We start from the raw sequence: 26114 nt of genomic DNA, 5'->3' as shown, positions 1-26114 counted from the left end.
GTAGGGAAGACAGGCGCCAATATAGCAGGAATGACCGGGGTCAGACCCAGACTTCAATCGATAGTCGCGCCGGCGCGATAGGTATTGCGCCCATCCTGCTTGGCCTGGTACAGCAGCACGTCGGCCCGCTGCAGCAGCATGGCGGGGGAGATGTCTTCGTCGCGGTAGAAGGCCAGGCCGATGCTGGCGGAAATGCGCACGGTGATGCCTTCCAGCTCGAACGGCTGCTGCATGGCGGCGACGATCTTTTCCGCCAGCACGGCCGCGTCGTCCGGCTTGCTGATCTGCTCCATGATGATGGTGAATTCGTCGCCGCCCAGGCGGGCGATGATGTCGGTGGCGCGCATGGTCTGCGTCAGGCGCTGGGCGAAGGCGCGCAGCAGGGCATCGCCCGTGCCGTGGCCGTGGGTGTCGTTGACGGGCTTGAAGCGGTCGATATCCATGTACATGACTGCCATCAGGTGCTGCTGCTGGCGGCTCGCGTGCATGGCGTCGCTGAGTTTTTGCTGGAAGCCGGCGCGGTTCGACAGGCCCGTCAGGGCGTCGACCTGGGCCAGCTTCAGCAGGCGCTGTTTTTCCCGCTTCTGCACGGTGATATCCTGGCGCATGACGTGAAAGCCCACCACCTGCAGATTGTCCTCGCCGATCTGCGGGATGTAGATCACTTCCATGCAGCGCTCGATGCCTTCCTTTTCATCCTCTTCCTCGAAGCTCAGGGTCTCGCCGGCCAGCACGCGCCCGATGTAGGGCGCGACGCTGCGGTAGCGGGCCTCGCCCACGGTGTCGCGCACGCTCTTGCCCAGCACATGCCGTCCCGTCAGGCCGAATTCGCGTTCGTAGGCGATGTTCAGGAAGCGGTAGACCTGGTCGGCGTCGATGTAGGCGATCATGGCCGGCAGGGTGTCGGCGATGGTGCGCAGGCGCGCCTCGCTTTCCAGCAGCGCCACTTCCGATTCGCGCAGGGTGGTGATGTCGTCCAGGCTGCCCACGTAGCCTTCGATCTGGTCGTCGATGAGGATGGGGGCGATCTTCACGGAGACCCAGACCAGCTTGCCGTCGCGGTGCAGGCAGCGCAGGGTGGACTGGAAGGGCGCATGGCTGCGCGTGAGCTGCTCCAGCGCCACGTGCATCAGCGGATAATCGTCCGGGTGCAGCGCGCTGGTCCAGCCGGCGCCCAGGGCGGCGGCGCGCGGCAGGCCCGTGATGGCTTCGAAGGTGCGGTTGGCGTAGGTGCAGCGGCGCTGGCGGTCCAGGCGCACCAGTCCCAGCGGCGAAGCGTCGGTGACGGCCGCCAGCTCCGCCTGTTTCTGGCGCAGTTCCAGCTCCTGCTGGCGGCGCTGCGAAATGTCTTCGGCGATGCACAGGATATGCTCGATCTGCTGGCGCTCGTCGAACACGGGCACGGAGACGGCGTGCAGGTAGCGCAGGCTGCCGTCGGGCAGGCGCAGCGGCTTTTCCGTATGGTCGATGACGCCCCGCTCGGCCAGGATGGCGCGGTCGTCCTCGGCGTCGTGCAGGCCGAAGTCGGGCGGAAAGGCCTCGCAGTCGGTCTTGCCGATGATGTCGCCGGCCTGGTAGCCCGTGATGTCCTCGGCCGCCTTGTTCCACACTTCCATCTGGCCGAAGTTCTCCGGCCGCGCGCTCTTCACGTACACCAGCACGGGCAAATGGTCGATCAGCGACTGCAGGAAGCTGCGGTTGTCCTGCAGCGCCAGTTCGTCGTGCTTGCGCGCGCTGATGTCGCGCGAGGTGACGGCCACGCCGTCGGCGATGGGCACCACCTGGTGGCGCAGCCAGCGCGTGCCGCCCGACGCCAGCGTCAGCTCGAATTCGTCTTCCAGCGGCTGGCCCGTTTCCATCACCAGCACGAAGCGCTTGAAGAAGCGCTCGCCGCGCAGCAGGGGCACCAGCGGCAGCACGCGCTGGCCCAGCAGTTCAGAGCGGGGCTTGCCCAGCATGTCGGCGGCCCGTTCGTTGATGTCGGCAAAGACGAAGTCTTCCACCGGCTTGCCCGGCGCCGGGCGCCAGGCTTTCAGCAGCAGCACGGCGTCGAGGCTGCCCTGGTGGGCGGCGCGCAGCAGGGCCTGCGCTTCCTTGGCCTGGCGGATGCTGCGGCGCAGGCGGGCGCTCTGGCGCGTCAGCAGGGCCGTGAAGCCGGCGATCAGCAGGCTGGCGGCGATCAGCGCGCCCAGGTAGATCTTGCGGCGGTGCTCGAAGCGGGCCAGGGCGGCGGCCCGGCTGACGCCCACCACGGCCAGCAGCGGATAGCGGGACAGCTCGCGGTAGCTGTAGATGCGCGCGGTCGCGTCGACGGGCGGTTCGATCACCAGTTCCTCGGGCGCGTGATCGGGCGGGCCGGGCATGCGGAAGTCGATGCGGTCGCTGATGATCAGCTGCTCGCCGATGCGCCCCACCGTCAGGCCGCTGTCGCGCGCCACCAGCATCAGCGCGCCATGTTCATCGAGGTTCAGGCGGTCGTAGTCGTCGACGAAATACGTGGGATTGACGAGGATGATGATGGCGCCGGCGAAGCGGCCATGCTCATCGTTCAGGCGGCGCGCCAGGCGGATGGTCCAGTGCTTGCTGTCGGCGTCGAGCATGGGCGTGTCGACCAGGGCCGTGTCGGCCGGATTGGCCGCCAGCGCGCGGAAGAAGGACTGGTGCGCCAGCTGGTCCGGGAAATAGGCGTTGGCGCTGTCGATGACGTTGCCGTGCGCGTCGGTCAGCGCGATGGGCAATTCCAGCTTCGACGGCAGCACGCTGTCGAGCAGGCCCTGGCGGCGCGTGAATTCGTTCAGGCGCAGGCTGCCGCCCGACTCCTCATACTTGAGCTTGAACAGTTGCGTGGCGTGGTCCGTCTGGCGCAGGATGTAGCCGGTATGGTCGGCCAGGGTGCGCGCCAGGGTCTGGCTGCCGGCCACGGCGTCGCGCACGGCGCCGGCCTGTTCCTGGCCCACCTGGTAGATGACGGCGCCCCACGTCACCAGCAACAGCAGGAGCGCGAACAGGGGCACCAGGCTGAAGCGGTAAAGGCGGCTGGCAAGGCGTTGCAGGGGTCTCGTCATCGATATCACGGGCGCTTGCAGGCTAGGGTCATGGAAAAGGGGAAGGGCGGCGTGGCGCGCATCATAGCCGAAATATGCTGACCTGCGCGCCGCCATTTTTCGCTGCCCCAGCGCCCGTTCGTCGTCTGTCGCTGGCGTTATTTTGCGTTAAATCAAGTAGTCGTGGTGCCACGCACGTGAAAAAAAGCGCGCGGCCGGCGACACGGGCGGGCGCCGTGGCAGAAAAAGTACAATTCCGCCGCCATCCTCATTAAAATGGGCGCTTCTCCCTCCCATATCGAAAGTTGTCATGCAGAGTAAAAAGCCCGACGCGGCAAGACTGGACAAGATCGTGGCCGAAGCGCGCCGCGCCGCCGACCAGCGCGAGAGCGGCTACCGCGAGCGCTCGCTGAAGATGTACCCGTGGGTCTGCGGCCGCTGCATGCGCGAATTCACGCGCGCCAACGTGCAGCAGCTGACGGTGCACCACCGCGACCATAACCACGACAACAACCCGCCCGACGGCAGCAACTGGGAACTGCTGTGCCTGTATTGCCACGACAACGAGCACTCGCGCTATCTGGAGGCGGACCGCGGCGCCGGCCTGCTGTCGGCCGAGGTGGCACCGGCCACGCACAACCCCTTCGCCGCGCTGGCGGGGCTGATCAAGAAGAAGGACTGAGCGGGCCGACCGGCTCCCACGCCATGCGCATCCTGCTCACCGAAGACGACCCGCAGCTGGGCCGCGCCACGCAGATCGGCCTGGAACAGGGCGGCTATGCCGTCGACTGGGTCATGTCGGCCGAACACGCGCACACGGCCGTGCGCCTGCACGACTATGCCTGCATCCTGCTCGACCTGGGCTTGCCGGGCCAGGACGGCATGCAGGCGCTGGGCAGCCTGCGCGACAGCGGCTACGGCGGCGCCGTGCTGGTCGTCACGGCGCGCGACAAGGTGGGCGAGCGCATCGCCGGGCTGGACGCGGGCGCCGACGACTTCATCGTGAAGCCCTTCGACCTCGACGAACTGGCTGCGCGCATCCGCAGCGCCTGCCGCCGCGCCGCCGGCCGCCTGCGGGAAAACCTCGTGCACGGCGACCTGGTGCTCGACATCGCCGACCGCCAGGTGACGCAAGGGGGAAGGCCCGTGACCCTGACCGTCAAGGAGTTCCGCATCCTGCAGCTGCTGCTGGAACACGGCGGCCGGGTGCTGAGCCGGGAGCAGCTGGAAAAAAACCTGTACAGCTGGGGCGGCGAAGTGGAAAGCAATGCCGTGCAGGTGCACATCCACCACCTGCGCAAGAAGCTGGGGCGGGAATTGATACGCACCGTGCATGCGATCGGCTATTGCATCGACAAGCCCAAGGCGGCTTGATGCAAAAACGGGCCGCCCTGAGGCAGCCCGCGGCGGTGATGCTCAGGTAGCCATCACGGCATCAGAAGTCGACGGTGGCCGACAGCCACAAACGGCGCCCGTCCAGGCTGTTGACGTAGCGGTTGGCGTAGGTCAATGCCGGGCCCGATCCTGCGCGGTACGGCTGGTAGTCGATGAAGTCCTTGTTGAGCAGGTTGTACACGGCCGCGTTCAGGGTGACGCGCTTGTTCAGCTGATAACTGCTGCCCACGTGCAACATGGCATAGCCCTTGTAGTCGCCCAGCGCGGCCTTGGCGGCGCGGGTGGCGGCCGAGGTGCCCGGATCGCGGAAGCGGTCGCTGCGGTATTCACCGCGCAGCCAGCCATTCCATTGCGGCGAGATATCCCATGCCAGGCGCGCGTTGACGGCGTGCTTGGGCGTGTCGCTCAGGGGCTGGCCCGCATTGCTGCCGCTCTTCTGTTCGCTTTCCGTGTAGGTGTAGTTGGCGCTGGCCGACAGCGTCTTGCCCAGCGGGAAGCGGGTGTTCAGCTCGACGCCCCGGGTGACGGCCTCATCGACGTTGATGGACTGGCCGAACGCATCGACATTGGGCCAGTTGCCGAAGCTGACGCAGCCGGGGCGGTTCGGCGACGGACGGTAGTCGCAGTTGAGCAGGCCCGTGCCGGAGGTGATCTTGTCCTTGAAGGCGTTGTTGAACAGGGTGCCGCTGGCCGTCCAGCCGGCCAGATTGTCGAAATACGCGCCGATTTCCGTCGTCGTGCTCGTTTCCGGCTTCAGGTTCGGGCTGCCCACGAGCGGTATCGTGCCCTGGCCGCCGAAGCCGTTGATGCCTGGCGACAATTGTTCCACGCGGGGCGTCTTGTAGCCCTTGCTGACGCCGCCCTTGACGGTCCAGCCCGGATTGGCATTCCACACGGCATAGGCACGGGGGCTGGTCTGGCCGCCGAAGATGCTGTGGTCGTCATAGCGGGCGCCCACCGTCAGGGCCACGCTGTCGAGCACTTGCCATTCGTCTTCCAGGAACAGGGCTTTTTGCGTGAATTCGAATTTCTTTGGCGCCACGCCATCCGTCATTTCCGCTTTCCACCATTGCGCGCCGACGGTGGCCATGTGCTTACCCAAAGGTAATACCAACTTGGTGTCGAAGACCTGGCTTTCCACTTCCAGGGTGCGCGCGCTGCCGGCCACGGCGCCCGGCGTGCCCGGCGGGATCGTACGGCCCAGGGTTTCCGTCTTGTTGACCATGTAGCTGCTGTCCAGGGTGCCGAAGCCGAAGCGGCCCGTGTGCGACAGGGTCCACTGGTCGCGCTTGTATTTCTGCTCGGGGCCGTAGCCGCCCTGCACCGACTGCGTACCCAGCTGGCCGCGCGAATTGTCGTAGGTCTGGCGGCCCGCGTCCGCGTCGAGGATAACGGTGTGGAAGCGGTTCGGCGTGAAGGCCATGCGCGCGCCAAAGTTCTCGATGTCCGCGCGCACGGGATTGGCGCCCATGCTGGCGGGCACCTGCGCGCCGGCCGCGTTGGGCACGCGGATGTCGGCCGCATCGCGGCGCTGCTTGCTGCCGCGCAGGGACAGGCCCAGCAGGTCGGTGGCGATGGGGCCGCTCAGGTAGAAGCGGCCCGCCTTGACGTCGCCGAAGTCCGCCTCTTCCTGCAAGGTGTAGTCGGCCGAGACGGAACCCATCCACTGCTTGCCCACCTTGCGCGTGATGATGTTGATCACGCCGCCCATGACGTCCGAGCCGTACAGGGTGGACATGGGACCGCGGATGATCTCGATGCGCTCGATGGCGGCCAGCGGCGGCATGAAGCTCGTCTGCGTGCCGCCGAAGCCGTTCGGCGTGACGTTGCCGGCCGCGTTCTGGCGGCGCCCGTCGATCAGCACCAGCGTGTAGTCGCTGGGCATGCCGCGGATGCTGATGTTCATGCCGCCCGTCTTGTCGGCCGCCGCGCCCACGTCGATGCCTTCCACGCTTTCCAGTGCCTGCGTCAGGTTGCCGAAGCGTTCCTTCGACAGTTCCTGGCGCGTCAGCACGGTGATCGAGGCGGGCGCCTGCCGGATATCCTGCTCGAAGCCGGAAGCGGAGACGACGACTTCCGGCATGCTGTCCGGCGCGGCCACTTGCGCGTGGGCGGGCAGGCAGGCCAGGGCGGCGATTGCCAGTGCCAGGGTGGTGGGACGCGGCAGGCGCGGGCGGCGGGTACTGTTGGACATGCAAACTCCTGGTGGTTGATTGCTTACTGGCTTGTTATAGGTTGATTGGTGCTGCTGGCGCTGCTGTTGCGGTAATGGGAATCATTGGCAAAATAAGAATCATTTACAATTGCGGACCTGGCTTCCCATAAAATATTTCGCCCCGGATCTTGCGCAGAAGTTCTTAAGAGATTCTTAACAAGCCCGCGGCATCATGCAAACTCTTCCTCAGGCGCGCCCCATGCTCATAGTCTCCGCCACCGTCGGCCCGAAAACGCAGCTGCATCCGGCGCCGGCAGGCGCATGAGCGGCTCCGTTCTGCAAACCTGGTCGCTGCGGCGCACCCTGCTGGCCGTGCTGCTGGGCCTGACCCTGGCCCTGTGGGTGGGCAGCGCCGCCATCGTCTACGTGGAAGCGCGGCGCGAAAGCCAGGAACTGTTCGACCAGTCGCTCATCGAGACGGGCCACCTGCTGCTGTCGCTGGTGGAAAAGGACGTGCGCGAGCATGGCTTGACGGGCCCCATCGACCTGCCCCTGCGCGGCCATCCGAATCCCCACCATTATTTGCTGTTCAAGGTGCGCGACGCGCAGCAGCGCGTGCTGTACCGCAACGATGCGGCCTCCGACATCACCCTGTCGCGCAGCGCGCCCGATGGCCTGTCGTGGACGACGATCGCCGGCCAGCGCTGGCGCCTGTATTCGCTGTGGGACCAGCCGCGCAGCCTGCAGCTGCTGGTGGCCGAGCCGACCAGCCACCGCGACGACATCAGCCGCGGCTTCTTTTACCGCATCGCCCTGTTTGGCCTGCTGCTCGTGGCGCTGGCCACCGTCGCCATCTGGTGGAGCATCCACCGCGTCTTCCGCGTGCTGCAGGTGTCGGCCGATGAAGTGTCGGCGCGCACGCCGAACGAGCTGGCCGACGTCAACCTGCATGGCGCGCCCGGCGAACTGCATCCGCTGCTGCTGGAAATTAACCGCCTGTTCGGCAGGGTGCGGCAGAGCCGCGACAACGAACAGCGCTTCACCGCCGATGCGGCGCACGAATTGCGCACGCCGCTGGCCGCCATCAAGACCAATCTGCAGGTGCTGCAGCGGGCCCGCAGCGCGGACGAACGCGAGGAATTCATCGCCGGCCTGGGTGCCAGCGTGGAGCGCGCCACGCGCCTCGTCAACCAGCTGCTGGCCCTGGCCCAGCTCGACCCGCAGGCGCCGGCGGGGACGGCGCTGGCGCCGGGCGACCTGGCGCCGCTGCTGGCGCGGCAGGAAGAAGCGTGGCAGGCGCTGGCCGCGCCATACGGGCTGGCGCTGGCGGTGCATGCGGCGCCGGCGCCGTGCGCGCTGGACGCGGACAGCCTGCAGATCCTGCTGCGCAACCTGGTCGAGAATGCGCTGCGCTACACGCCGGCGCCCGGCTGCGTCGCCGTCAGCTGCGGCGTGGAGCAGGGGCGCAGCTACCTGCGCGTGGCCGATACGGGACCGGGCATCGCCGCAGAGATGCACGAGCGCGTGTTCGAACGCTTCGTGCGCCTGGGCGGCGGACAGCTGCCCGGCAGCGGGCTGGGACTGTCCATCGTGCGCCGCATCGCCGAGCGGCATGGGGCGCAGATCGTGCTGGGGGCCGGCCTGCAGGGCCGGGGGCTGGCGGTGACCGTCATCTTCCCATGACGGCGCCGCCAGCGGTGCGGCAAACGCCTACAGCGACTTCAGGAAAGCCAGCAGCGCCTCGCGCTCCGTCTTCGACAGGTTCTCGAAACGTTGGCGCGCCTTCGTCCCTTCGCCGCCGTGCCACAGGATCGCTTCCGTCAGGCTGCGCGCGCGGCCGTCATGCAGGTAGCCGGCCTTGCCGCCGTTGCCCATGACCTTTTCCGTGTAGCCGATGCCCCACAGGGGCGCCGTGCGCCACATATTGCCCTGCGCCTGGCCTTCGCTGAACTTGTCGGCCAGCTCGGGACCCATGTCGTGCAGCAGCAGGTCGGTGTAGGGGCGGATGGTCTGGTTGCGCAATTCCGCAAACAGGTGGCCTGCGCCCGTCTTCATTTCCACCGTGTGGCAGGCGGCGCAGCGCATGCCCTGGAACAGCTTCGAACCGGCGGCAACCTGCTGCGGATCGACCTTGAGTTCCTCGATCGGCGCCACGCCTCGCGGGAAGCCGCTGGCGATGCTGCGCTGGGCCGGCACGGCGACCAGGGCCAGGTACTGCGTGATCGACTGCAGGTCCGCTTCCGAGATGCCGGGCTGCGCGCCGCCCGCCGCGCACGCCGCGGGACCGGCCATGCAGGCGCGGTTGCGGTACACGGGCGAGGTGACGGCCATGTCCAGCAGCAGGGCGTCGGCCGCCTGGTGGCGCAGGGTGGCCTTCGAGGCCTTCCAGCCGAAGCGGCCCAGGCGCACGGCGCCCGTTTCCGGGTCATACACGTAGTTGGGCTGTCCCTTGACGCCATCGGCGTCCGGCGCGCTGCGGGCGCGCGCCAGGATGTCCGCTTCCGGCACTGCTTCGAGCAAGCCCGTGCCGATCATCGGCGGCGCCGCGCGCAGCGAGACGATGGCCGGCACGGGGCCTTCGAAGGCCAGCGTGGGTTTGCGCAGTTCGACCTGCGTGCCATCGGCCAGGGCCGCCGTGCGCGCCGTGAAACCGCCCACGCTGACGCTGTTGCCCCAGTTTTGCGGCGCGCCGGAAGGCGAGACGGCATTCATCTGGATCGCCGTGCCGTACTGCGGGTGCGGCACCTGCTGGCCCGCCGCATTGATGCTGGAGACGCGCACGGCCATGGTGTCGAGGCGCTGGTTCAGGGCCACGGGCGCGGGGCTGCGGCCATTGTTGACGTGGCAGGCGATACAGGCCGACTGGGCGTAGCGCTGCCCCTGCAGCCTGACGGCCGGCGCGTAGCGGTCGTTGCCGCCCTCGTTATGCTCGCCGGTGGTGAAGTTCGTGTGCACCAGGCGCCGCCCCTCGACGAAGCGCTGCATGTTCTGCATGCCGATATGGTTGTGCGGCTGCTGGAACATGAACAGGGCATTGTCCGAGTAGTTGTACGACACGGAACCGAGGCCGCCGGACAGGGTTTCCTCCGGCAGCGGCACGGAATTGAGGCGCGGCTGCACGCCGTACCATGGCCGCAGGCCGGCGCCCACGACATACGTCCATTCGTAGGAGTAGTAGCGGATGCCGCCGTCGTCGCCTTTCGAGGCCATCGAGGCGGTGGTGGAAAACATCGATGGCGACACTTCGATGATGTCGCCCGCCGTCAGCGCGCGCGCCTTGACGTCGGTGCCATTCGGCATGCCGGCCGCATCGAGGCCGCCATGGCCCGGGTATTCCTTGATCAGGAGGGTGCAGGCGCCGTTGATGCCGTTGGCGTTCGTCAGCCTGTCATTGGCGGGGTAGGCCATGGGCTTGCAGACGGGGACGTTGCGGTCCACCAGTTCGCCGGGCGACATCCAGCCGTAGCCCGTCACGCCGGGGCGGTCGAAGCCGCGGAAGAAGGCCACGCCGCCGGAGAGGAAGTCGACGGTGGTGTACTGGTTGACGATCAGGGTCGGTTTGGTGACGCCGCGCACCTTGCTGTTGTCGATGATTTCCACGCCCCAGGTGCGGTTCTTGAAGTACTGCGGCACGAAGGTCAGGTAGTTGCCGGGCCCCTTGTCCTGCGGCAGGCCCGTGACGGGATCGACCGTTTCGTTGGGGCCGTAGCCGATCTCGTTCCACTCCTCGCCCCGTTCGCGGCCGTGGCGCGCCAGGCCCCGCGCGCCGAAGCGCGTCACCAGGGTGCCGTCCGCGAGGGTGAACTGCAGGCTTTCCAGCGGCTGCGCGGCGGCCGGCAGCGGCGCCATGGCCGCGCCGTCGGCGGGGAATTTCAGCGCCGAGGTGGCGGTGGACGGCAGGCTGTTGTCGCTGCCCGGCGTCTTGAATTCCACTTCCAGCAGCGAATAGCCGTACTGCGTGGCGCGCGCCACGCCCTGCAGGCGAATGTAGCGGGCATTGACGCCCAGGTTGAAGAATTCCTCGGTACCGCCGTGGCCATTGCTCACGTAGCGGATCTGCGACCAGTTCTGCCCGTCGTCGGACACCTGCAGCGCGTATTGCTTGCCATAGGCGTTTTCCCACAGCAGCTTCATGTAGCCGACGGGCGTCTTCGCGCCGAAGTCGAACTGGATCCAGGCACCGTCCTCGAACTTGCTGGCCCAGCGCGTGCCCGTCTTGCCGTCGATTGCCATGGCGGCCGACATGCCGGGGTTTTCCACGGGCGAGGAGGTGGCGCTCACGGGGCGGATGACGGCACCGGGCAGCGCCGGGTCGCTGGTGACGGGGGGCGGTTCGGTGACGGGCGGCGTCACCGGCGGCAGGGCGGGCGTGCCCGAGAAAGCCTGGATTTCAAAGATGGAATAGCCGTACTGGCCCGAGCGTTTCACGCCCTGCATGCGCAGGTAGCGGCCCTGCGCGGCAAAACCCGTGATGTCCTCGATGCCGCCGCTGCTGTCGTCGACGGGCTGGACGGTGGTCCAGTGCGCATTGTCGTCCGACACCTGCAGCAGGTAGGCGCTGGCGTGCGCGTTTTCCCAGGCGATGCGCACGCGCGTGATGGTTTGCGAGGTGCCGAAATCGAGCGTCAGGTATTCGTTGTCCGTAAAGGCGCTGCCCCAGCGTGTGCCGTCGTTGCCGTCGATGGCGGCGCCGGCCGACAGGTCGCCCCGTTCGGCCGAGCTGGCCGTGGCGGCGACGGGCGTGAGCGCGGCCTCGGATACGCTTTCCGCCAGCAGCCGCTGCGCCGCGGCCGGCGCGGCGGCGCGGTCGCCGCCTCCGCCGCACGCGGACAGCGCGAGGGCCAGGGACAGGGCCAGCGGCAGGCCGGGCCTGGAAAAACGGCCGGGACCGGCCCCGTGCCGCCCGAGCCAAAGCAAAGATGTGTGCATGTTCTCTTCCTGGTTTTTATTGATGCAGTGGGATTGGCCAGCCTGCTCCGCGCCGCCCTCCGGCAAGTCGGACACCGGCGCCGCGCACGCCGCGCCCTGCGGCCGGCCGGCGGCAGGGATGGAAGGCGTGCAGGGCGGGCAAGGCTGAGGTGTATTTAATTGCCGTACGGCAATGTTTTCCTTAAGTTATAGAATCGCCAGGGGCGTGTCAAGCGCCGCCGTGCAGTTGTCACGAAGCGGTCATGTCGCGGTCATTTTTTGCACTGTTGCGGTGCGCAAGGTGAATGAAAATGCGCGACAGCATGAATACAATTCAGGAAAAAATGCGGAAGCGGCGATGAGAATGCGGTATCTTCCTGATATGCCCGTGCATGATGCGCGCCACCTTTTTTGCTGAGGAAGATCCCACCTTGCCGATACCGTCCGCCGCACCGCTATCCCCGCCCACGCCGGCGCTGTCCCTGGCCGCCGCGCGCGCGCTGCACCTGGCCGCGCAGGGCCTGCTGCAGGCGCGCCGCAGGAAGGCCGTCAAGGCCGACGTGCTGGCCGCCATCCGCCAGATGGGCGTGCTGCAGATCGATACCATCCACGTGGTGGCGCGCAGTCCCTACCTGGTGCTGTGGAGCCGCCTGGGCGACTATCCGCAGCCGTGGCTGGAACAGCTGCTGGCCGAGGGCGCGCTGTTCGAGTACTGGGCCCACGAAGCGAGCTTCGTGCCCATCGAGGATTACGGGCTGTACCGCCACCGCATGCTCGACCCGGCCGCCATGGGCTGGAAATACTCCGTCAAATGGATGGCCGAGCAGGGCGATGCCGTGGCCGCGGTGCTGGCCCACATCCGCGCCAACGGCGCCGCCCGTTCCGCCGACTTCGAGCGCACGGATGGCCAGGCGGGCGGCTGGTGGAGCTGGAAGCCGGAAAAGCGCTCGCTGGAAGTGCTGTTTACCTCGGGCGTGCTGATGATCGCCAGGCGCCACAATTTCCAGCGCTATTACGACCTGGCCGAGCGCGTGCTGCCCGGCTGGCACGATGGCTTGCTGCCGTCCGAGGACGAGGTGCGGCGCCGGCTGCTGCTGGCCAGCGTGAAGGCGCTGGGCCTGGCGCGGGCCGGCTGGATCAGCGACTACTTCCGCACGAAGCAGCCGCGCGCCAGCCTGGCGCGCGATCTGCAGGCGCTGGTGGACGAGGGCGCGCTGCTGCGCTACGCGGTGGACGGCTGGATGGATGCCGTGTACGTGCATGCCGATCACGCGGACCTGGCGCGGGCGGCGGCGGCCGGCAAGCTGGCGCCCACCCTGACGACGATCCTGTCGCCGTTCGACCCCGTCGTGTGGGACCGGCGCCGGGCACTGGAACTGTTCGGCTTTGATTACCGGCTCGAATGCTATACGCCGGCCGAGAAGCGCCAGTACGGCTATTTCACCTTGCCGATCCTGCGCCGCGGCGCGCTCGTGGGCCGCCTGGACGCCAAGGCGCACCGCGCGCAGGGGCGCTTCGAGATCAAGTCGCTGGCGCTGGAAGAGGGCGTGCGCCCCAGTCCCCGCCTGGTGCAGGACGTGGCCGGCGCCGTGCGGCGTCTGGCGCTCTGGCATGCCTGTCCGCAGGTTGATATTGCGCAGGCGCAGCCGGCGCCGTTCGGCCAGCAGCTGGCCGCGGCCCTGCAGGATGGCGGCCAGGCCGCAAGGCGGGCCGCATGATGCTGCCGCCCGCTCCCCCTGATCTGCTCGACGCGGATGGCCAGCCCCGCTTCGGCCGCTACGCGGGCATGCTGGGCGCCTTCGACTGGGCCGCGCTGGCGCCGCCGCACGCGCGCGGCGCCCTCTGGCGCCTGTTCCACCACAAGCGCTGGCATTACGTGGCCCTGTCCACGCCCGCCGTGTTCTGCGGCGTGGCCATCGTCGAGCTGGGCTGGACCAGCACGGCGTTCGCCTATGCCTTCGACCGCCACAAGGGCAGGATCGTGGCCAGCTTTTCCCAGGATGGCGTGCCGGGCCTTTCCGCCTCCGTGGCGCCGCATGCGGCTGCCGGCAGCCGTTTCCGCTTCCTGTCGCAGCACATCGCCATCGAGGCGCAAGCGCAGCACCGCTACCGCCTGCAGCTCGATTGCGGCCATTTCGGCATCGAAGCGGAATTCGGCCCGCCCGTCGCGCCCACCCTGCTGGCCATCGGGCCCGTGGGCGAGGGCGGCAGCGCGCACGCCACGCAAAAGTCGGGCGGCCTGCCCCTGTGGGGCAACGTGCGCTGCGGCGCCATGGGCTACAGCTTGGACGATGGCGTGGCCAGCTTCGATTACTCGAACGGCTTGCTGGCGCGCGAGACGGAATGGCGCTGGGCGTCGGCGCACAGCCTGGACCTGGGCTTCAACCTGCAGGCCGGCTATTTCGGCGCGCATGAAAACGCGCTGTGGCTCGATGGCCAGCTGTATGCGCTGGGCCGCGCGCATTTCGACTTCAATCCCGACAACCCGCTGGCGCCGTGGCATGTGTGGACGGACGACGATCTGCTGGACCTGCACTTCAAGCCCGAGGGCGCGCGGCGCGAGGACAAGAACCTGTGGATCGCCGCCAGCCGCTACATCCAGCCCATCGGCACCTTCAGCGGCTGGGTGCGCGCCAGCGCGGAATCGCCCAAGCGCATCGTGGCGCAGCTGGCGGGCGTGACGGAAAGCCACCGCTCGCGCTGGTAGCCATGCTTTTTTGCGAAATGCACGACAAGGTCAAATTTATTCGGCAACGCATCCTATACACTGGCGCATAGTCGCTCCGGCAATCCCGCTCCGGCAATCCATGAGGCCAGAACATGAGTATCCGTAATCTCGACAAGCTGTTCAAGCCGGCCTCGGTGGCCCTGATCGGCGCCACGGCGCGCGAACACAAGCTGGGCGCCATCGCCCTGTACAACCTGCTCGGGGGCGGCTATCAGGGAGACATCTGGCCCGTCAATCCCAAGTATGACGAGCTGATGGGCCTGAAATGCTACCGCAAGCTGGCGCAGCTGCCCAAGGCGCCGGACCTGGCCATCATCTGCACGCCGCCCGCCACCATCACGGCGCTGATCCGCGAACTGGGCGCGCTGGGCACGCGCGCGGCCATCGTCATGACGTCGGGCCTGGACCCCGCGCGCGAACAGTCGCTGCGCCTGGCCATGCTGAAGGCGGCCAAGCCGCACCTGCTGCGCATCCTCGGCCCCAACAGCATGGGCCTGCTGGTGCCGAAACTGGGCTTGAACGCCAGCTTCGCCCACGTGGGCGCGACGAGCGGCAAGATCGCCTTCGTCTCGCAGTCGGGCGCGCTGGTGTCGGGCGTGCTGGACTGGGCCAATGCGCACGGCGTGGGCTTTTCCAAGTTCATTTCGCTCGGCGGCAGCTATGACATCGATTTCGGCGACCTGCTCGACTACCTGGCCGGCGACGTCGACACGGCCGCCATCCTGCTGTACATGGAAGACATCCATGCGGCGCGCAAATTCATGTCGGCGGCGCGGGCGGCCGCGCGCAGCAAGCCCGTCATCGTGCTGAAGGCGGGCCGCGAGGCGGAAGGCGCGGCCATGGCGGCCTGGCACACGGGCGCGCTGGCCGGTTCGGACGCCGTGTACGACGCGGCCATCCGCCGCGCCGGCATGCTGCGCGTGTATTCGGCCGAGGAACTCTTCGACGCCGTGGAAACCCTCACGCATATCCGCTCGCAGCGGGGCGAGCGCCTGGCGATCCTGTGCAACGGCGGCGGCCTGGGCGTGATGGCCACCGACGCCCTCGTGGGCAGCGGCGGCAAGCTGGCCGAGCTGTCGCCCGACACCGTCATCGCGCTGGAAAAGGCGCTGCCGCGGGGCTGGTCGCACGACAATCCCGTCGGCCTGCCCGGCGATTCGGCCGTGCAGCGCTATGTGGACGCCATCGCGCCGCTGCTCGACGAGCCGCAGGCGGACGCCTTGCTGCTGCTGCACGCGCCCACGGCCATGGTCTCGTCGATCGACATCGCCGAAGCCGTCACGCCGCTGATCAAGGCGACGTCGCGCACGGTGCTGTCGTGCCTGCTGGGCGGCACCACCGTGGCGCCCGCGCGCCAGGTGCTCAACCGCGCCGGCATTCCCACCTACGACACGCCGGAAAAGGCCGTGCACGGCTTCATGCAGATCGTGCAGTACCGGCGCAACCAGGAAACCCTGATGCAGGTGCCGGCGCAGCTGCCCATGTCGGCCACGCCGCGCCGCGCCCGGGTGCGCGAGATCGTCGCCGCCGCGCTGGCGGCTGGCCAGACGGTGCTGGGCGAATGCCGCTCGAAGGAAATCCTCGCCGCCTACGGCATTCCCGTCGCCACCACGCGCATGGCGGCCGACGTGGAAGAGGCGCTGGCCGTGGCGGCCGATATCGGCTACCCGGTGGCGCTGAAGATCCATTCGCCCGACATCGCCCACAAATCCGACGTGGGCGGCGTGGCGCTGGACCTGGACACGCCCGACATCCTGCGCACGGCCGCCGCCGCCATGGAGAAACGCGTGCGCCGCATGCGGCCCGACGCGCTCATCGACGGCTTCACGGTGCAGCAGATGGCGCGCCGGCCGCAGTCGCATGAGCTGATCGTCGGCGTGACGACGGACGCCGCCTTCGGCCCCGTCATCCTGGTGGGGCAGGGCGGCATCGCCGTGGAGGTGACGGCCGACCACGCCATCGGCCTGCCGCCGCTGAACATGGTGCTGGCGCGCGACATGCTGGCGCGCACGCGCGTGTCGAAACTGCTGGCCGGCTACCGCAACCAGCCGCCGGCCGACATCGACGCCATCTGCTACACCTTGATCCAGGTGGCCGAACTGGTGGCCGACATCGGCGAGCTGGCCGAACTCGACATCAATCCCCTGGTGGCCGACGCGGATGGCGTGATCGCCCTCGACGCGCGCATCCGCCTGCAGCCGGGCCAGAAGCGCGACCGCCTGGCCATCCGCCCGTATCCGCAGGAGCTGGAAGAGCAGGTGACGTGGATGGACCAGCCCATTTTGCTGCGCCCCATCCGTCCCGAGGACGCGCCGCAGCACATGGAGCTGTTCCACGCCCTGGACCCGGACGACGTGCGCCTGCGCTTTTTCACGTCCATGCGCGAGCTGCCCGTGTCGCAGCTGGCGCGCCTGACGCAGATCGATTACGACCGCGCCATGGCCTTCATCGCCACGCACACGGGGCCGGACGGCAAGCCGGAAACCCTGGGCGTGGTGCGCGCCGTGGCCGACCCGGACAATATCCACGCCGATTTCGCCATCGCCGTGCGCTCGGCCCTGAAGGGCAAGGGCCTGGGCCACATCCTGTTCGAGAAGCTGGTCGACTACTTCCGCGGCCGCGGCACGGAAGCGCTGGTGGGCGAGGCCATGGCGCGCAACAAGGGCATGCAGCGGCTGGTGAAGAGCTTTGGCGGCGAGGTCACGCCGTCGGAAGAGCCGGGCGTCGTCAACCTGCACATCGGCTTGCGGCCGCCGCGCTGAAAATGATGCGCGTGGCAGGCTGCAGGTTTGTGCAGGATCAAACCTGGCCCTGTCGGCAGTCTTTACACTTTCACTTCCAGGATGATACGTCCGACGTGCTTTGGGAGTGAGTGCATGCTTACGGCAACATATATATTGGTGTCCTTGTCAGTGGAACAGGCCAGCATCCGCATGAGCCTGCTGGCTTTTCAGAAATACATGCACGTGCAGCTGCGGCACCAGAACTGCCTGAGCCTGGCGCAGCTGCAGTACGCGGGCGACTGGCTGAACCGTCTCTACCAGGGCGGCTACTGGCGCAAGGTGGAGATGTACCTGATCCCCGCCATCCGCCAGGCCGCGCCGCATGCGGACGGCCTGCTCAACGAGCTTAACGGCCTGAACCATGCGGCGCTGGAAAGTATCAATGCCGTGCAGCAGCGCGCCGCTGCCGCCATCGACAGTACGGAACTGCAGGCCGGGCAGCTGTGCGCCGCCATCGACGCCTTTTGCGCGGCCTTGCTGGCGCGCCTGGAAAGGGACGAGCGCGAGCTGTTCGCCCTGGCGCGCAAGGTGATCGTGGGCGAAGCATGGTTTGCCATCGCCTATCAATTCCTGGCCCACGATGCGCGCGCGCAGGAAGCGCGCCGCGACAAGGCGCAGGTGCTGCCCTTCGTCCTGCCGGCGGCGGGCGCGGCGGCGGCTGGCGGGCAGGGCGCCGCTGCCGGCGCCAGCGCCGACGCCCCTGCGGCGCGGCTGGCGGCGCCGCAGCCGCTGCGCGCGCAGGCTTGACGGGGTAGCAAGCGCCCACCTCGCCGTGCCGTCCGGGGCGGAGCTGGTTTTCGGGCGGCGCGGCGGCCCGCCGTCATGGGGAAAATGTTCGATTTACTCATTTGATAACTTGTTCAGTCCTGTCCGATGCAATACCCCGGGCTTTGTTATGATGGTGGTTTTGATCCACGCGAAACCCGTCATGTTCGAATTTCTTTTCAAACGTTCTGCCAGCAAGACTGCCGCACCCGATCCTGTCGTGGCAGAACAGGCCGCCGCCTCGGCGCAGAGCGCATCGCGCCGCGCCGAACAGGTGGCGCGTGCCCATGCCGTGGCGGGCGACGAAGCCGCCGCCCTTGAATTCATCGTGTCCAGCGAATTTGCCGATGCCCGCCTGATCGCGGCCGAGCATGTCCACTCGCTGCCCCTGCTGGAAAAAGCCCACCAGGCCATGCGCAACACGGACCGCCGCGTCGCCAAGCTGATGCAGGGCCGTATCGACCTGATCCGCCACCAGGCGGCCGAAACGCAGCGCGCCCAGGCCAGCATCGCCGCCGCCCAGCGCCTGTTGAGCGACGAGAAGCTGAGCCCCAACCAGGTGGCTGAGCTGGACCGTCAATGGCAGGTCATCAAGGCCACGCCCGAGCTGGCCACGGACTTTGCCGCCGCGCGCGCCGCGCTGGCGGCCCGCCTGGAAGCGCAGGTGCTGCTGCAGCGCGCCGTCATCGACGCCGTCGCCGCCGCGCGCGCGCTGGCGAGCAATGGCCAGGGCGCCGGCGAGCTGGCGCAGGCGCTGGCGGACCTCGACGCCGAGCACGCCCTGCATGCACAGTCGCCCGAGCGCGCCTCGCTGCCGAAACACCTGGACCTTGACTTTACGCAAGCGCGCGAGCAGGCGCAGTCCGCCTTGCAGGCGCTGCAGCAGCACCAGGCCGTGTTCGACGCGCGCCAGCTTGCCCTGGCCGAATGGCAGGCGCAGGATGCCGCCACGCTGGACGCCGCCGCCCTGAAACGCGCCTGGCAAGCCTTGCCGCGCCTGCCCGAGTCGCCCCTGTCCGACAGCCTGCAGCAGCAATTCGCGGCCCTGCTGGCCAGCGCGCCGGCGCCCGTGCAGGCGGCAGCGCCAGCCGCTGCCGCGCCTGGCGAAGGGGACGCCGCGCCGCGCAAGCCGCGCCAGGAACACGCGCCCGTGTCGAAGGAAGCGACGGAGCAGTTCTTCAAGACGCTGGACGCCATGGAAGCGGCCCTGCAGGATGGCTTGCTGCACGTGGCTTCCGAGCATGACAAGACCTTGCGCGATACCAAGCACGGCCGCCTGACGCCGGCGCAGGCCGACCGCCTGGCGCACGTGCGGGCCGAATTCAAGCGCCTGGCCGACTGGGCGCGCTGGGGCGGCAATGTCTCGCGCGAGGAACTGGTCAAGGCGGGCGAGGAATTGCCGGCGCAGGAGTTGCCGATGGCCGAGCTGGCCAAGAAGGTGGGCAGCCTGCGCGAGCGCTGGAAGTCGCTCGACACCCTGTCCGGTCCCGCCCCCAAGTCCCTGTGGGAACGTTTCGACGCCGCCTGCAGCCTGGCTTACGCGCCGGCGGCCCAGCATTTCAAGCAGCTGGCCGAAGAGCGCCATGGCAATGCGGCCAAGGCCCAGGAACTGATCGCGGAAACGGCGGCCCTGGCGGCCCAGGAAAGCACGGACTGGAAACAGGTCGCCTCCGCCTCGCAGCGTTTGCGCCAGGCGTGGACGCGCCTGGGCACCATCGACCGCAAGGAAAAGAAACGCCTGGATGGGGAATTTGGCGCTGCGCTGGACGCCCTGTCGAAGCCGCTGGAAACCCAGCGCCAGATCGAGACGGCGCGCCGCGAGCAGCTGATCGTCGAAGTGGGCCTGCTGAAACCATCCGAGCGCAACACGGTCGACATGCTGAAGGCCTTGCAGGAAAAATGGCAGGAGCTGGCCAAGGCCCTGCCGCTGGAACGCCGCGCCGAACAGGCGCTGTGGCAGCGCTTCCGCGCCGCCTGCGACGACATCTTTGCCAAGCGCAAGGAAACGGCCCATGCGGCCGACCATGAGCGCCGCGAACACCTGCATGCGCGCGAGGCGCTGTGCGCCAGCCTGGAAACGGCCGTCATCTCCGACGGCGACGACAAGGCCCGCACGTCCGCCATCAATCAATTGCTGCGCGACACGCGCAGCGCGTGGAATGCCACGGGTCCCGTGCCGCGCGCCAGCGAAGCGAAGATCGAACAGCGCTACCAGGCAGCCGTGGCCGGCGTGCAGGCGCAGGCCGACGCCATCGCCGAGCGCGCCGGCGCGGCGCAGGCGAATGCCCTGCGCGACAAGCTGCGCCTGGTGCAGGCGCTGGAAGCGGCCCTGGCCGATGGCGATGCCGGTGCCGACGCGCAGGCGTGGGGCGGGCGCTGGAGCGCCTTGCCGGCGCTCGACGCGCAATACGAACGCAGCCTGCAGCAGCGCTTTGCCGCCGCCCAGACCGCGCTGGGCGAGGGCGCCGCCGCCTATGTGGAGCAGCTGCAGGCCAACGAGGCCCGCTTGCTCGACGAAGTGCTGCGCCTGGAAATCGTCGCCGGCGTCGACAGCGGCGCGGAATTTGCCCGCGACCGCCTGAAGATGCAGGTGGAAGTGCTGCAATCGTCGCTCAAGTCGGGCCAGAAGCCGCTCACGCAAGTGTCGCAGCTGATGCAGCTGTGCGCGATTCCCGCCGTCACGGACGCGCGCACGGCCAGCCGCATCGAAACCTTGCTGCGCCGCATCGGAGGCCATGCCAAATGAGTATTTCCGTCCGCGTCCAGCAAGCCGATTTTGACCTCAGTCAAGAAATCGCACAATTGCGTGCAGGCAACCCCAAGGTAGGTGCCGTCGTCGGCTTCGTCGGTACGGTGCGCGACATGAACGAGGGGCTGGACGTGGCGGCCATGGAGCTTGAGCATTATCCGGGCATGACGGAGAAATCCATCGTCGCCATCGTCGAGCAGGCCCGGGAGCGCTGGCCCCTGGCCGGCGCGCTGGTGATCCACCGCATCGGCCCTCTGCTGCCGCAGGAGCAGATCGTGCTGGTGGCCGTGTCGTCCGCGCACCGGGGCGAGGCCTTCGCCGCGTGCGAGTTCATCATCGACTACCTGAAGACGGAAGCGCCGTTCTGGAAGAAGGAAGACACGCCGGACGGGGCGCGCTGGCTCGATGCGCGCGACAGCGACGGGGCGGCCCTGGACAAATGGACGGCAAAAGCAAGCCCCATTTGAATCGTACGCGCCGCGCACGGTAGCATTTGCCCAAGTGCATCGGTTTTCTGCTTTGTGTATGCTTGAAAAGTACTGCCTCACCCCAATTTGGTTAACAACTAATTAACCGGGAGCGCTTTTCATGCGACAAGATAAACTCACTACCAAGTTACAAGAAGCCCTGGCCGACGCGCAAAGCCTGGCCGTGGGCAACGACAATCCCTATATCGAACCAGTCCACCTGCTGACGGCCCTGTTGAACCAGGACGACGGCGGTGCCCGCTCGCTGCTGCAGCGGGCCGGCGTCAACGTGAACGGCCTGTCCAAGGCCCTGGGCGCCTCGATCGAACGCCTGCCGAAAGTGTCCGGCACGGGCGGCGACGTGCAGGTCAGCCGCGAATTCGTGGCCCTGCTGAACCTGGCGGACAAGGAATCGCAAAAGGCGGGCGATCAGTTCGTGTCCAGCGAAATGGTCTTGCTGGCCATGACGGAAGACAAGTCCGACTGCGGCAAGCTGGCGCGCGAAAACGGTCTGACCCGCAAGGCCCTGGAAGCGGCCATCGAGGCCGTACGCGGCGGTAACAAGGTCGATTCGCAGGAGGCCGAAGGCCAGCGCGAAGCGCTGAAAAAATATACGCTGGACCTGACGGAACGGGCGCGCAAGGGCAAGCTCGACCCTGTGATCGGGCGCGACGATGAAATCCGCCGCACCATCCAGATCCTGCAGCGCCGCAGCAAGAACAACCCCGTGCTGATCGGCGAACCGGGCGTGGGCAAGACGGCCATCGTCGAAGGCCTGGCGCAGCGCATCGTCAACGGCGAAGTGCCCGAATCCCTGAAGGGCAAGCGCGTCCTGTCGCTGGACATGGCCGCCTTGCTGGCGGGCGCGAAATTCCGCGGCGAGTTCGAGGAGCGCCTGAAATCCGTGCTGAAGGAACTGGCCATGGATGAAGGGCAGACCATCGTCTTCATCGACGAGATGCACACCATGGTGGGCGCGGGCAAGGCCGAAGGCGCGATGGACGCGGGCAATATGCTCAAACCGGCGCTGGCGCGCGGCGAACTGCACTGCGTGGGCGCCACCACCCTGGACGAGTACCGCAAGTACATCGAGAAGGATGCGGCGCTGGAGCGGCGCTTCCAGAAGGTGCTCGTCGACGAGCCGACCGTGGAGGCGACGATCGGCATCCTGCGCGGCTTGCAGGATAAATACGCGCTGCACCACAAGGTGGAAATCACGGACGCGGCCATCATTGCGGCGGCCGAGCTGTCGCACCGCTACATCACGGACCGTTTCCTGCCCGACAAGGCGATCGACCTGATCGATGAAGCGGCGGCGAAGATCAAGATCGAGATCGACTCGAAGCCGGAAGTGATGGACAAGCTGGAGCGCCGTCTGATCCAGCTGAAGATCGAGAAGGAAGCCGTCAAGAAGGAAAAGGACGAGGCATCCTTGCGCCGCCTGGCCCTGATCGACGAGGAAATCGTCAAGCTGCAGCGCGAATACAATGACTTCGAGGAAATCCTGAAGGCGGAAAAAGCCGTCGTGCAAGGCAGCACGCACATTAAGGAAGAGATCGAGCAAGTCAAGCTGCAGATGGAACAGGCGACGCGCGAGAGCAACTGGCAAAAAGTGTCGGAATTGCAATATGGCAAGCTGCCGCAGCTGGAAGCCCAGCTCAAGCAGGCCGACAGCGGCATGCCGAAGGTCGATCCCGACCATCCGAAGCTGCTGCGCACGGAAGTGGGCGCCGAGGAAATCGCGGAAGTGGTGTCGCGCGCGACGGGCATTCCCGTGTCGCGCATGATGCAGGGCGAACGCGACAAGCTGCTGCACATCGAAGAGAAGCTGCATGAGCGCGTCGTCGGCCAGGATGAGGCGATCACGGCCGTGGCCGATGCCATCCGCCGCTCGCGCGCCGGCCTCTCCGACCCGAACCGGCCGTATGGTTCCTTCATGTTCCTGGGACCGACGGGCGTGGGCAAGACCGAGCTGAGCAAGGCGCTGGCGACCTTCCTGTTCGATACGGAAGAATCGATGATCCGCATCGACATGAGCGAGTTCATGGAGAAGCATTCCGTGGCCCGCCTGATCGGCGCGCCGCCCGGCTATGTGGGCTACGACGAGGGCGGCTACCTGACGGAAGCCGTGCGCCGCAAGCCGTACAGCGTGATCCTGCTCGACGAAGTCGAGAAGGCCCACCCGGACGTCTTCAACGTGCTGCTGCAGGTGCTCGACGATGGACGCATGACGGACGGCCAGGGCCGTACCGTGGACTTCAAGAATACCGTCATCATCATGACGTCGAACCTGGGTTCGCACAAGATCCAGGCGATGGAGAGCGATGATCCCGGTGTCGTGAAGCTGGCCGTGATGGCCGAGGTACGCTCGCACTTCCGTCCCGAGTTCGTCAACCGCATCGACGAAATCGTCGTGTTCCACGGCCTCGACGAGAAGAACATCGGCGCGATCGCGAAGATCCAGCTGAAGATCCTCGAAGAACGCCTGGCGAGCATGGACATGGCGCTGAGCCTGACCGACGCGGCCTTGCAGCAAATCGCGGAAGCGGGCTACGACCCGGTGTATGGTGCCCGTCCGCTGAAACGGGCGATCCAGCAGCAGATCGAAAATCCGCTGTCGAAGCTGATCCTGGAAGGCCGCTTTGGCCCGAAAGACGAGATCCGCATCGACGCCCAGAACGGCAACCTCGTGTTTACGGGTGCGCAGGTGGGGCTGGACAAGGTGTAATTTACCCCAAAGGCGAACAAAAGCCGGGGTCAGACCCGCCGGGTCTGACCCCAGTTCTACGCTGTGGGGTGTTGGCGCAGGTTAACATCGGCATAATCTAAAGCAGGGCGGTATCGGGCTAGACCTGATGCCGCCCTTCTTGCTATCATCGTCACTATTTTCTGACTAATTCCGGAGGCGGCACGATGGCACACACATGGCAAGCAGGGCGGCGCATTGGACTGGGATTGACCTTGGCGGCGGCCGTGCTGGCATTGCCTGCCCATGCCCAGGAAGAGAAGGTCCTGAACATCTACAACTGGTCCGATTATATCGGCGACGACACGATCAAGAATTTCGAGAAGGAAACGGGCATCAAGGTCCGTTATGACGTTTTTGATAACAACGAAATCCTCAATGCAAAACTGGTGGCGGGCAAGTCCGGCTATGACATCGTCGTGCCGACGGCCCAGTGGGCGCGCCTGCAGATCGATGCGGGCCTGTTGCGCAAGCTCGACAAGAGCAAGCTGACGAACCTGGGCAACCTAGACCCGAACCTGCAGGCCAAGCTGTCGAAGATCGATCCGAACAACGATTACCTGGTCGACTGGCTGTGGGGTTACACGACGGTGGGCATCAACGTCAACAAGGTCAAGGCGGCGCTGGGCGCGATGCCCCTGCCAGAGAACGCCTGGGACCTGGTGTTCGACCCGAAATACGCTGCCAAGCTGAAGTCGTGCGGCGTGTCCTTCCTCGACTCGCCGTCGGAAGTGCTGCCGGCCGCCCTGCAATACCTGGGCAAGCCCGCGTACTCGAAAGCGGCCGCCGACTACCAGGAAGCGGGCAAGGTGCTGCAAGCCATCCGTCCCTACGTGACCCTGTTCAGCTCGTCCGGCTACATCAATGACATGGCCAACGGCTCCGTCTGCGTGGCGCTGGGCTGGTCGGGCGACATCAATATCGCGCGCCAGCGCGCCATCGATGCGAAGAACGGCAATGTGATCCAGGTGCTGGTGCCGAAGACGGCCGCCCTGATGTTCGACACCATGGCCATTCCGGCCGACGCGCCCCATCCGAACAATGCGCACCTGTTCATCAACTACATTTTGCGCCCGCAAGTGCATGCCAGCCTGAGCAACAAAGTGTTCTATGCGAACCCGAATCCGGCCAGCATCAAGTATGTGCGCAAGGATATCGGCGAGAACAAGGCCATCTTCCTGCCGGACGCCGACAAGCAGCGCATGGCCGCGCCGGAAGCGACGACGGCCGATATCCGCCGATTGATGACGCGCATCTATACGAAGTTCAAGACGGGACTGTGAGGTACTGGCTCCCTGCAACACTGTAGCGAGCCGAAGGGCGTTGTGATCGAGAAGCGGAACTGTGCTCTGCACGGGCCCGACCAGGCAGTGGGCATCGCCGATTGCCAATCGCGACGCGCAGCAGGTTTGTCAGGAGATACAAGAGGAGATACAAGGGGAGATACAAGGATGGCGCGAGAGACGGACTGGTAGGCCGTCGCTGGCGCCATGCGATAGTGCCGAGGTAACACTACTCGTGGTAGCGGTCCATCAGCTTGTGGTGACTGCCGCGCATTTCTTCGATCAATTCAAAGGCGACAAAGCCGATGATGGCGGCGAAGATGGCGATGAAGAGAAAAACGAGGAAGGTTAACATGGTCTTTCAGCCGCCGTTGGACGGCTGTCCGCTGGGTTGCTCAATGTGCCGGAGCAGCGCTCCAACACGTAGTTGATGCAATTAAACTCTAGCAGATCGGCAGCGCTTTACAAGGCTGCCGAGTTGTGAATTTCACCAGAATTTGTTCCAGCGCATTTTTTGCGCATCTTGCAGGCCCATCACGCTGATGGCAGCGCCAGGCCATGCGCCAGCACGGCTTACACGTGAGCGCTGACGGGGGCGCCTGCCCATGCCGGCGCCGGCCGTACACGTTTCCCTACTTCACCACCAGGTCATGCGCCATCACGGCTTTCAGGTAAACGCTGATGGGATCGCCTGGCTCGCGTTGCGAGAACCACCACGCGCTGGCCTTGCGCATTTCCCATTCCTGCTCTTCGCCCGTCAGCAGCAGGGCCGCCGCCTGGCCCAGGGTGGGCTGGTGGCCGACGATGAGCACGGTTTCCTTGCCGCTGGGCCAGTTGGCCGCCTTGAGGATGTCTTCCGCTTCGGCGCCGGGCGCCAGTTCCGGCATGAGCTTGAACTTGCGTCCCAGCGCCTCGGCCGTCTGCAGGGTGCGCAGGGCAGGGCTGACGAGGATGCGGCAGTTCTCGGAGAGCTGCGAAGCGAGCCACTCGCCCATGCGGCGCGCCTGTTTCTGTCCCTTCACGGTCAGGGCGCGTTCCAGGTCGGGTACGCCTGGCTCGGCTTCCGCGTGTCGCCACAAGATGAGATCCAT

At 66.8% G+C, this 26114-nt stretch carries 16 protein-coding genes; 11 read left to right on the top strand and 5 right to left on the bottom strand.

Annotated elements, in window-relative coordinates; genetic code table 11:
• Positions 1–53: 53 nt before the first annotated feature.
• Complete coding sequence (locus tag EBS11_RS16950; protein WP_290604670.1) at positions 54–3065, bottom strand: PAS domain-containing protein; 3012 nt, start codon at positions 3063–3065, stop codon at positions 54–56.
• Positions 3066–3354: 289 nt separating this feature from the next.
• Here EBS11_RS16950 and EBS11_RS16945 point away from each other — a divergent pair, with 289 nt between their 5' ends.
• The gene (locus tag EBS11_RS16945) at positions 3355–3726 is read left to right on the top strand and encodes a YajD family HNH nuclease (RefSeq protein WP_034755042.1); all 372 of its coding nucleotides are present in this window, start codon (positions 3355–3357) and stop codon (positions 3724–3726) included.
• Between the two features lie 23 nt (positions 3727–3749).
• The gene (locus tag EBS11_RS16940; RefSeq protein ID WP_290604667.1) at positions 3750–4418 is read left to right on the top strand and encodes a response regulator; all 669 of its coding nucleotides are present in this window, start codon (positions 3750–3752) and stop codon (positions 4416–4418) included.
• A gap of 61 nt (positions 4419–4479) precedes the next feature.
• Here the strand turns inward: EBS11_RS16940 and EBS11_RS16935 are convergent, their stop codons facing one another.
• Positions 4480–6633, bottom strand: a complete 2154-nt coding sequence (locus tag EBS11_RS16935; protein WP_290604665.1) for a TonB-dependent receptor — start codon at positions 6631–6633, stop codon at positions 4480–4482.
• A 282-nt stretch (positions 6634–6915) separates the two neighbouring features.
• Between EBS11_RS16935 and EBS11_RS16930 the strand changes: the two genes are divergently transcribed.
• Entirely contained in the window at positions 6916–8277 is a 1362-nt protein-coding gene (locus EBS11_RS16930; RefSeq protein ID WP_290604663.1) for an ATP-binding protein, read from the top strand.
• Positions 8278–8304: 27 nt separating this feature from the next.
• Here the strand turns inward: EBS11_RS16930 and EBS11_RS16925 are convergent, their stop codons facing one another.
• Complete coding sequence (locus EBS11_RS16925) at positions 8305–11523, bottom strand: di-heme oxidoredictase family protein (protein ID WP_290604661.1); 3219 nt, start codon at positions 11521–11523, stop codon at positions 8305–8307.
• Positions 11524–11933: 410 nt separating this feature from the next.
• Here EBS11_RS16925 and EBS11_RS16920 point away from each other — a divergent pair, with 410 nt between their 5' ends.
• The 8 genes from EBS11_RS16920 to EBS11_RS16885 all read left to right on the top strand — a co-directional run bounded on the left by EBS11_RS16920 (position 11934) and on the right by EBS11_RS16885 (position 25023).
• Positions 11934–13220 carry a crosslink repair DNA glycosylase YcaQ family protein gene (locus tag EBS11_RS16920; protein WP_290604659.1) on the top strand — a complete coding sequence of 429 codons (1287 nt, stop codon included), beginning with the start codon at positions 11934–11936 and terminating at the stop codon, positions 13218–13220.
• A complete protein-coding gene (locus EBS11_RS16915; protein WP_290604657.1) occupies positions 13217–14209 on the top strand; it encodes a DUF2804 domain-containing protein in 993 nt (330 codons plus the stop codon). The genes EBS11_RS16920 and EBS11_RS16915 overlap by 4 nt, the downstream gene beginning before the upstream one ends.
• A 113-nt stretch (positions 14210–14322) precedes the next feature.
• Positions 14323–16992, top strand: coding sequence for a bifunctional acetate--CoA ligase family protein/GNAT family N-acetyltransferase (locus EBS11_RS16910; protein ID WP_290604655.1), 2670 nt, complete (start codon positions 14323–14325; stop codon positions 16990–16992).
• A gap of 114 nt (positions 16993–17106) precedes the next feature.
• Positions 17107–17760 (top strand): hypothetical protein, encoded by a 654-nt coding sequence (locus EBS11_RS16905; protein WP_290604653.1) that lies wholly within the window; start codon positions 17107–17109, stop codon positions 17758–17760.
• 181 nt (positions 17761–17941) lie between these two features.
• Positions 17942–20524, top strand: coding sequence for a DUF349 domain-containing protein (locus tag EBS11_RS16900; protein WP_290604651.1), 2583 nt, complete (start codon positions 17942–17944; stop codon positions 20522–20524).
• A complete protein-coding gene (moaE, locus tag EBS11_RS16895; protein WP_290604649.1) occupies positions 20521–20994 on the top strand; it encodes a molybdopterin synthase catalytic subunit MoaE in 474 nt (157 codons plus the stop codon). The genes EBS11_RS16900 and moaE overlap by 4 nt, the downstream gene beginning before the upstream one ends.
• Before the next feature lie 121 nt (positions 20995–21115).
• Positions 21116–23722, top strand: a complete 2607-nt coding sequence (clpB, locus tag EBS11_RS16890) for an ATP-dependent chaperone ClpB (RefSeq protein WP_290604647.1) — start codon at positions 21116–21118, stop codon at positions 23720–23722.
• Positions 23723–23907: 185 nt separating this feature from the next.
• Entirely contained in the window at positions 23908–25023 is a 1116-nt protein-coding gene (locus EBS11_RS16885; protein WP_290604645.1) for a polyamine ABC transporter substrate-binding protein, read from the top strand.
• A gap of 229 nt (positions 25024–25252) precedes the next feature.
• On the opposite strand, the gene EBS11_RS16880 is transcribed toward EBS11_RS16885, so the two are convergent.
• Both EBS11_RS16880 and sixA read right to left on the bottom strand, forming a co-directional pair.
• A complete protein-coding gene (locus EBS11_RS16880) occupies positions 25253–25378 on the bottom strand; it encodes a hypothetical protein (RefSeq protein WP_254926692.1) in 126 nt (41 codons plus the stop codon).
• A 277-nt stretch (positions 25379–25655) separates the two neighbouring features.
• Complete coding sequence (sixA, locus tag EBS11_RS16875) at positions 25656–26114, bottom strand: phosphohistidine phosphatase SixA (protein ID WP_290604641.1); 459 nt, start codon at positions 26112–26114, stop codon at positions 25656–25658.

The sequence above is a fragment of the Janthinobacterium sp. genome, from assembly GCF_009923995.1.
Taxonomy (GTDB): Bacteria; Pseudomonadota; Gammaproteobacteria; order Burkholderiales; family Burkholderiaceae_D; genus Janthinobacterium.
This window is presented reverse-complemented; position numbering and strand designations above follow the sequence as displayed.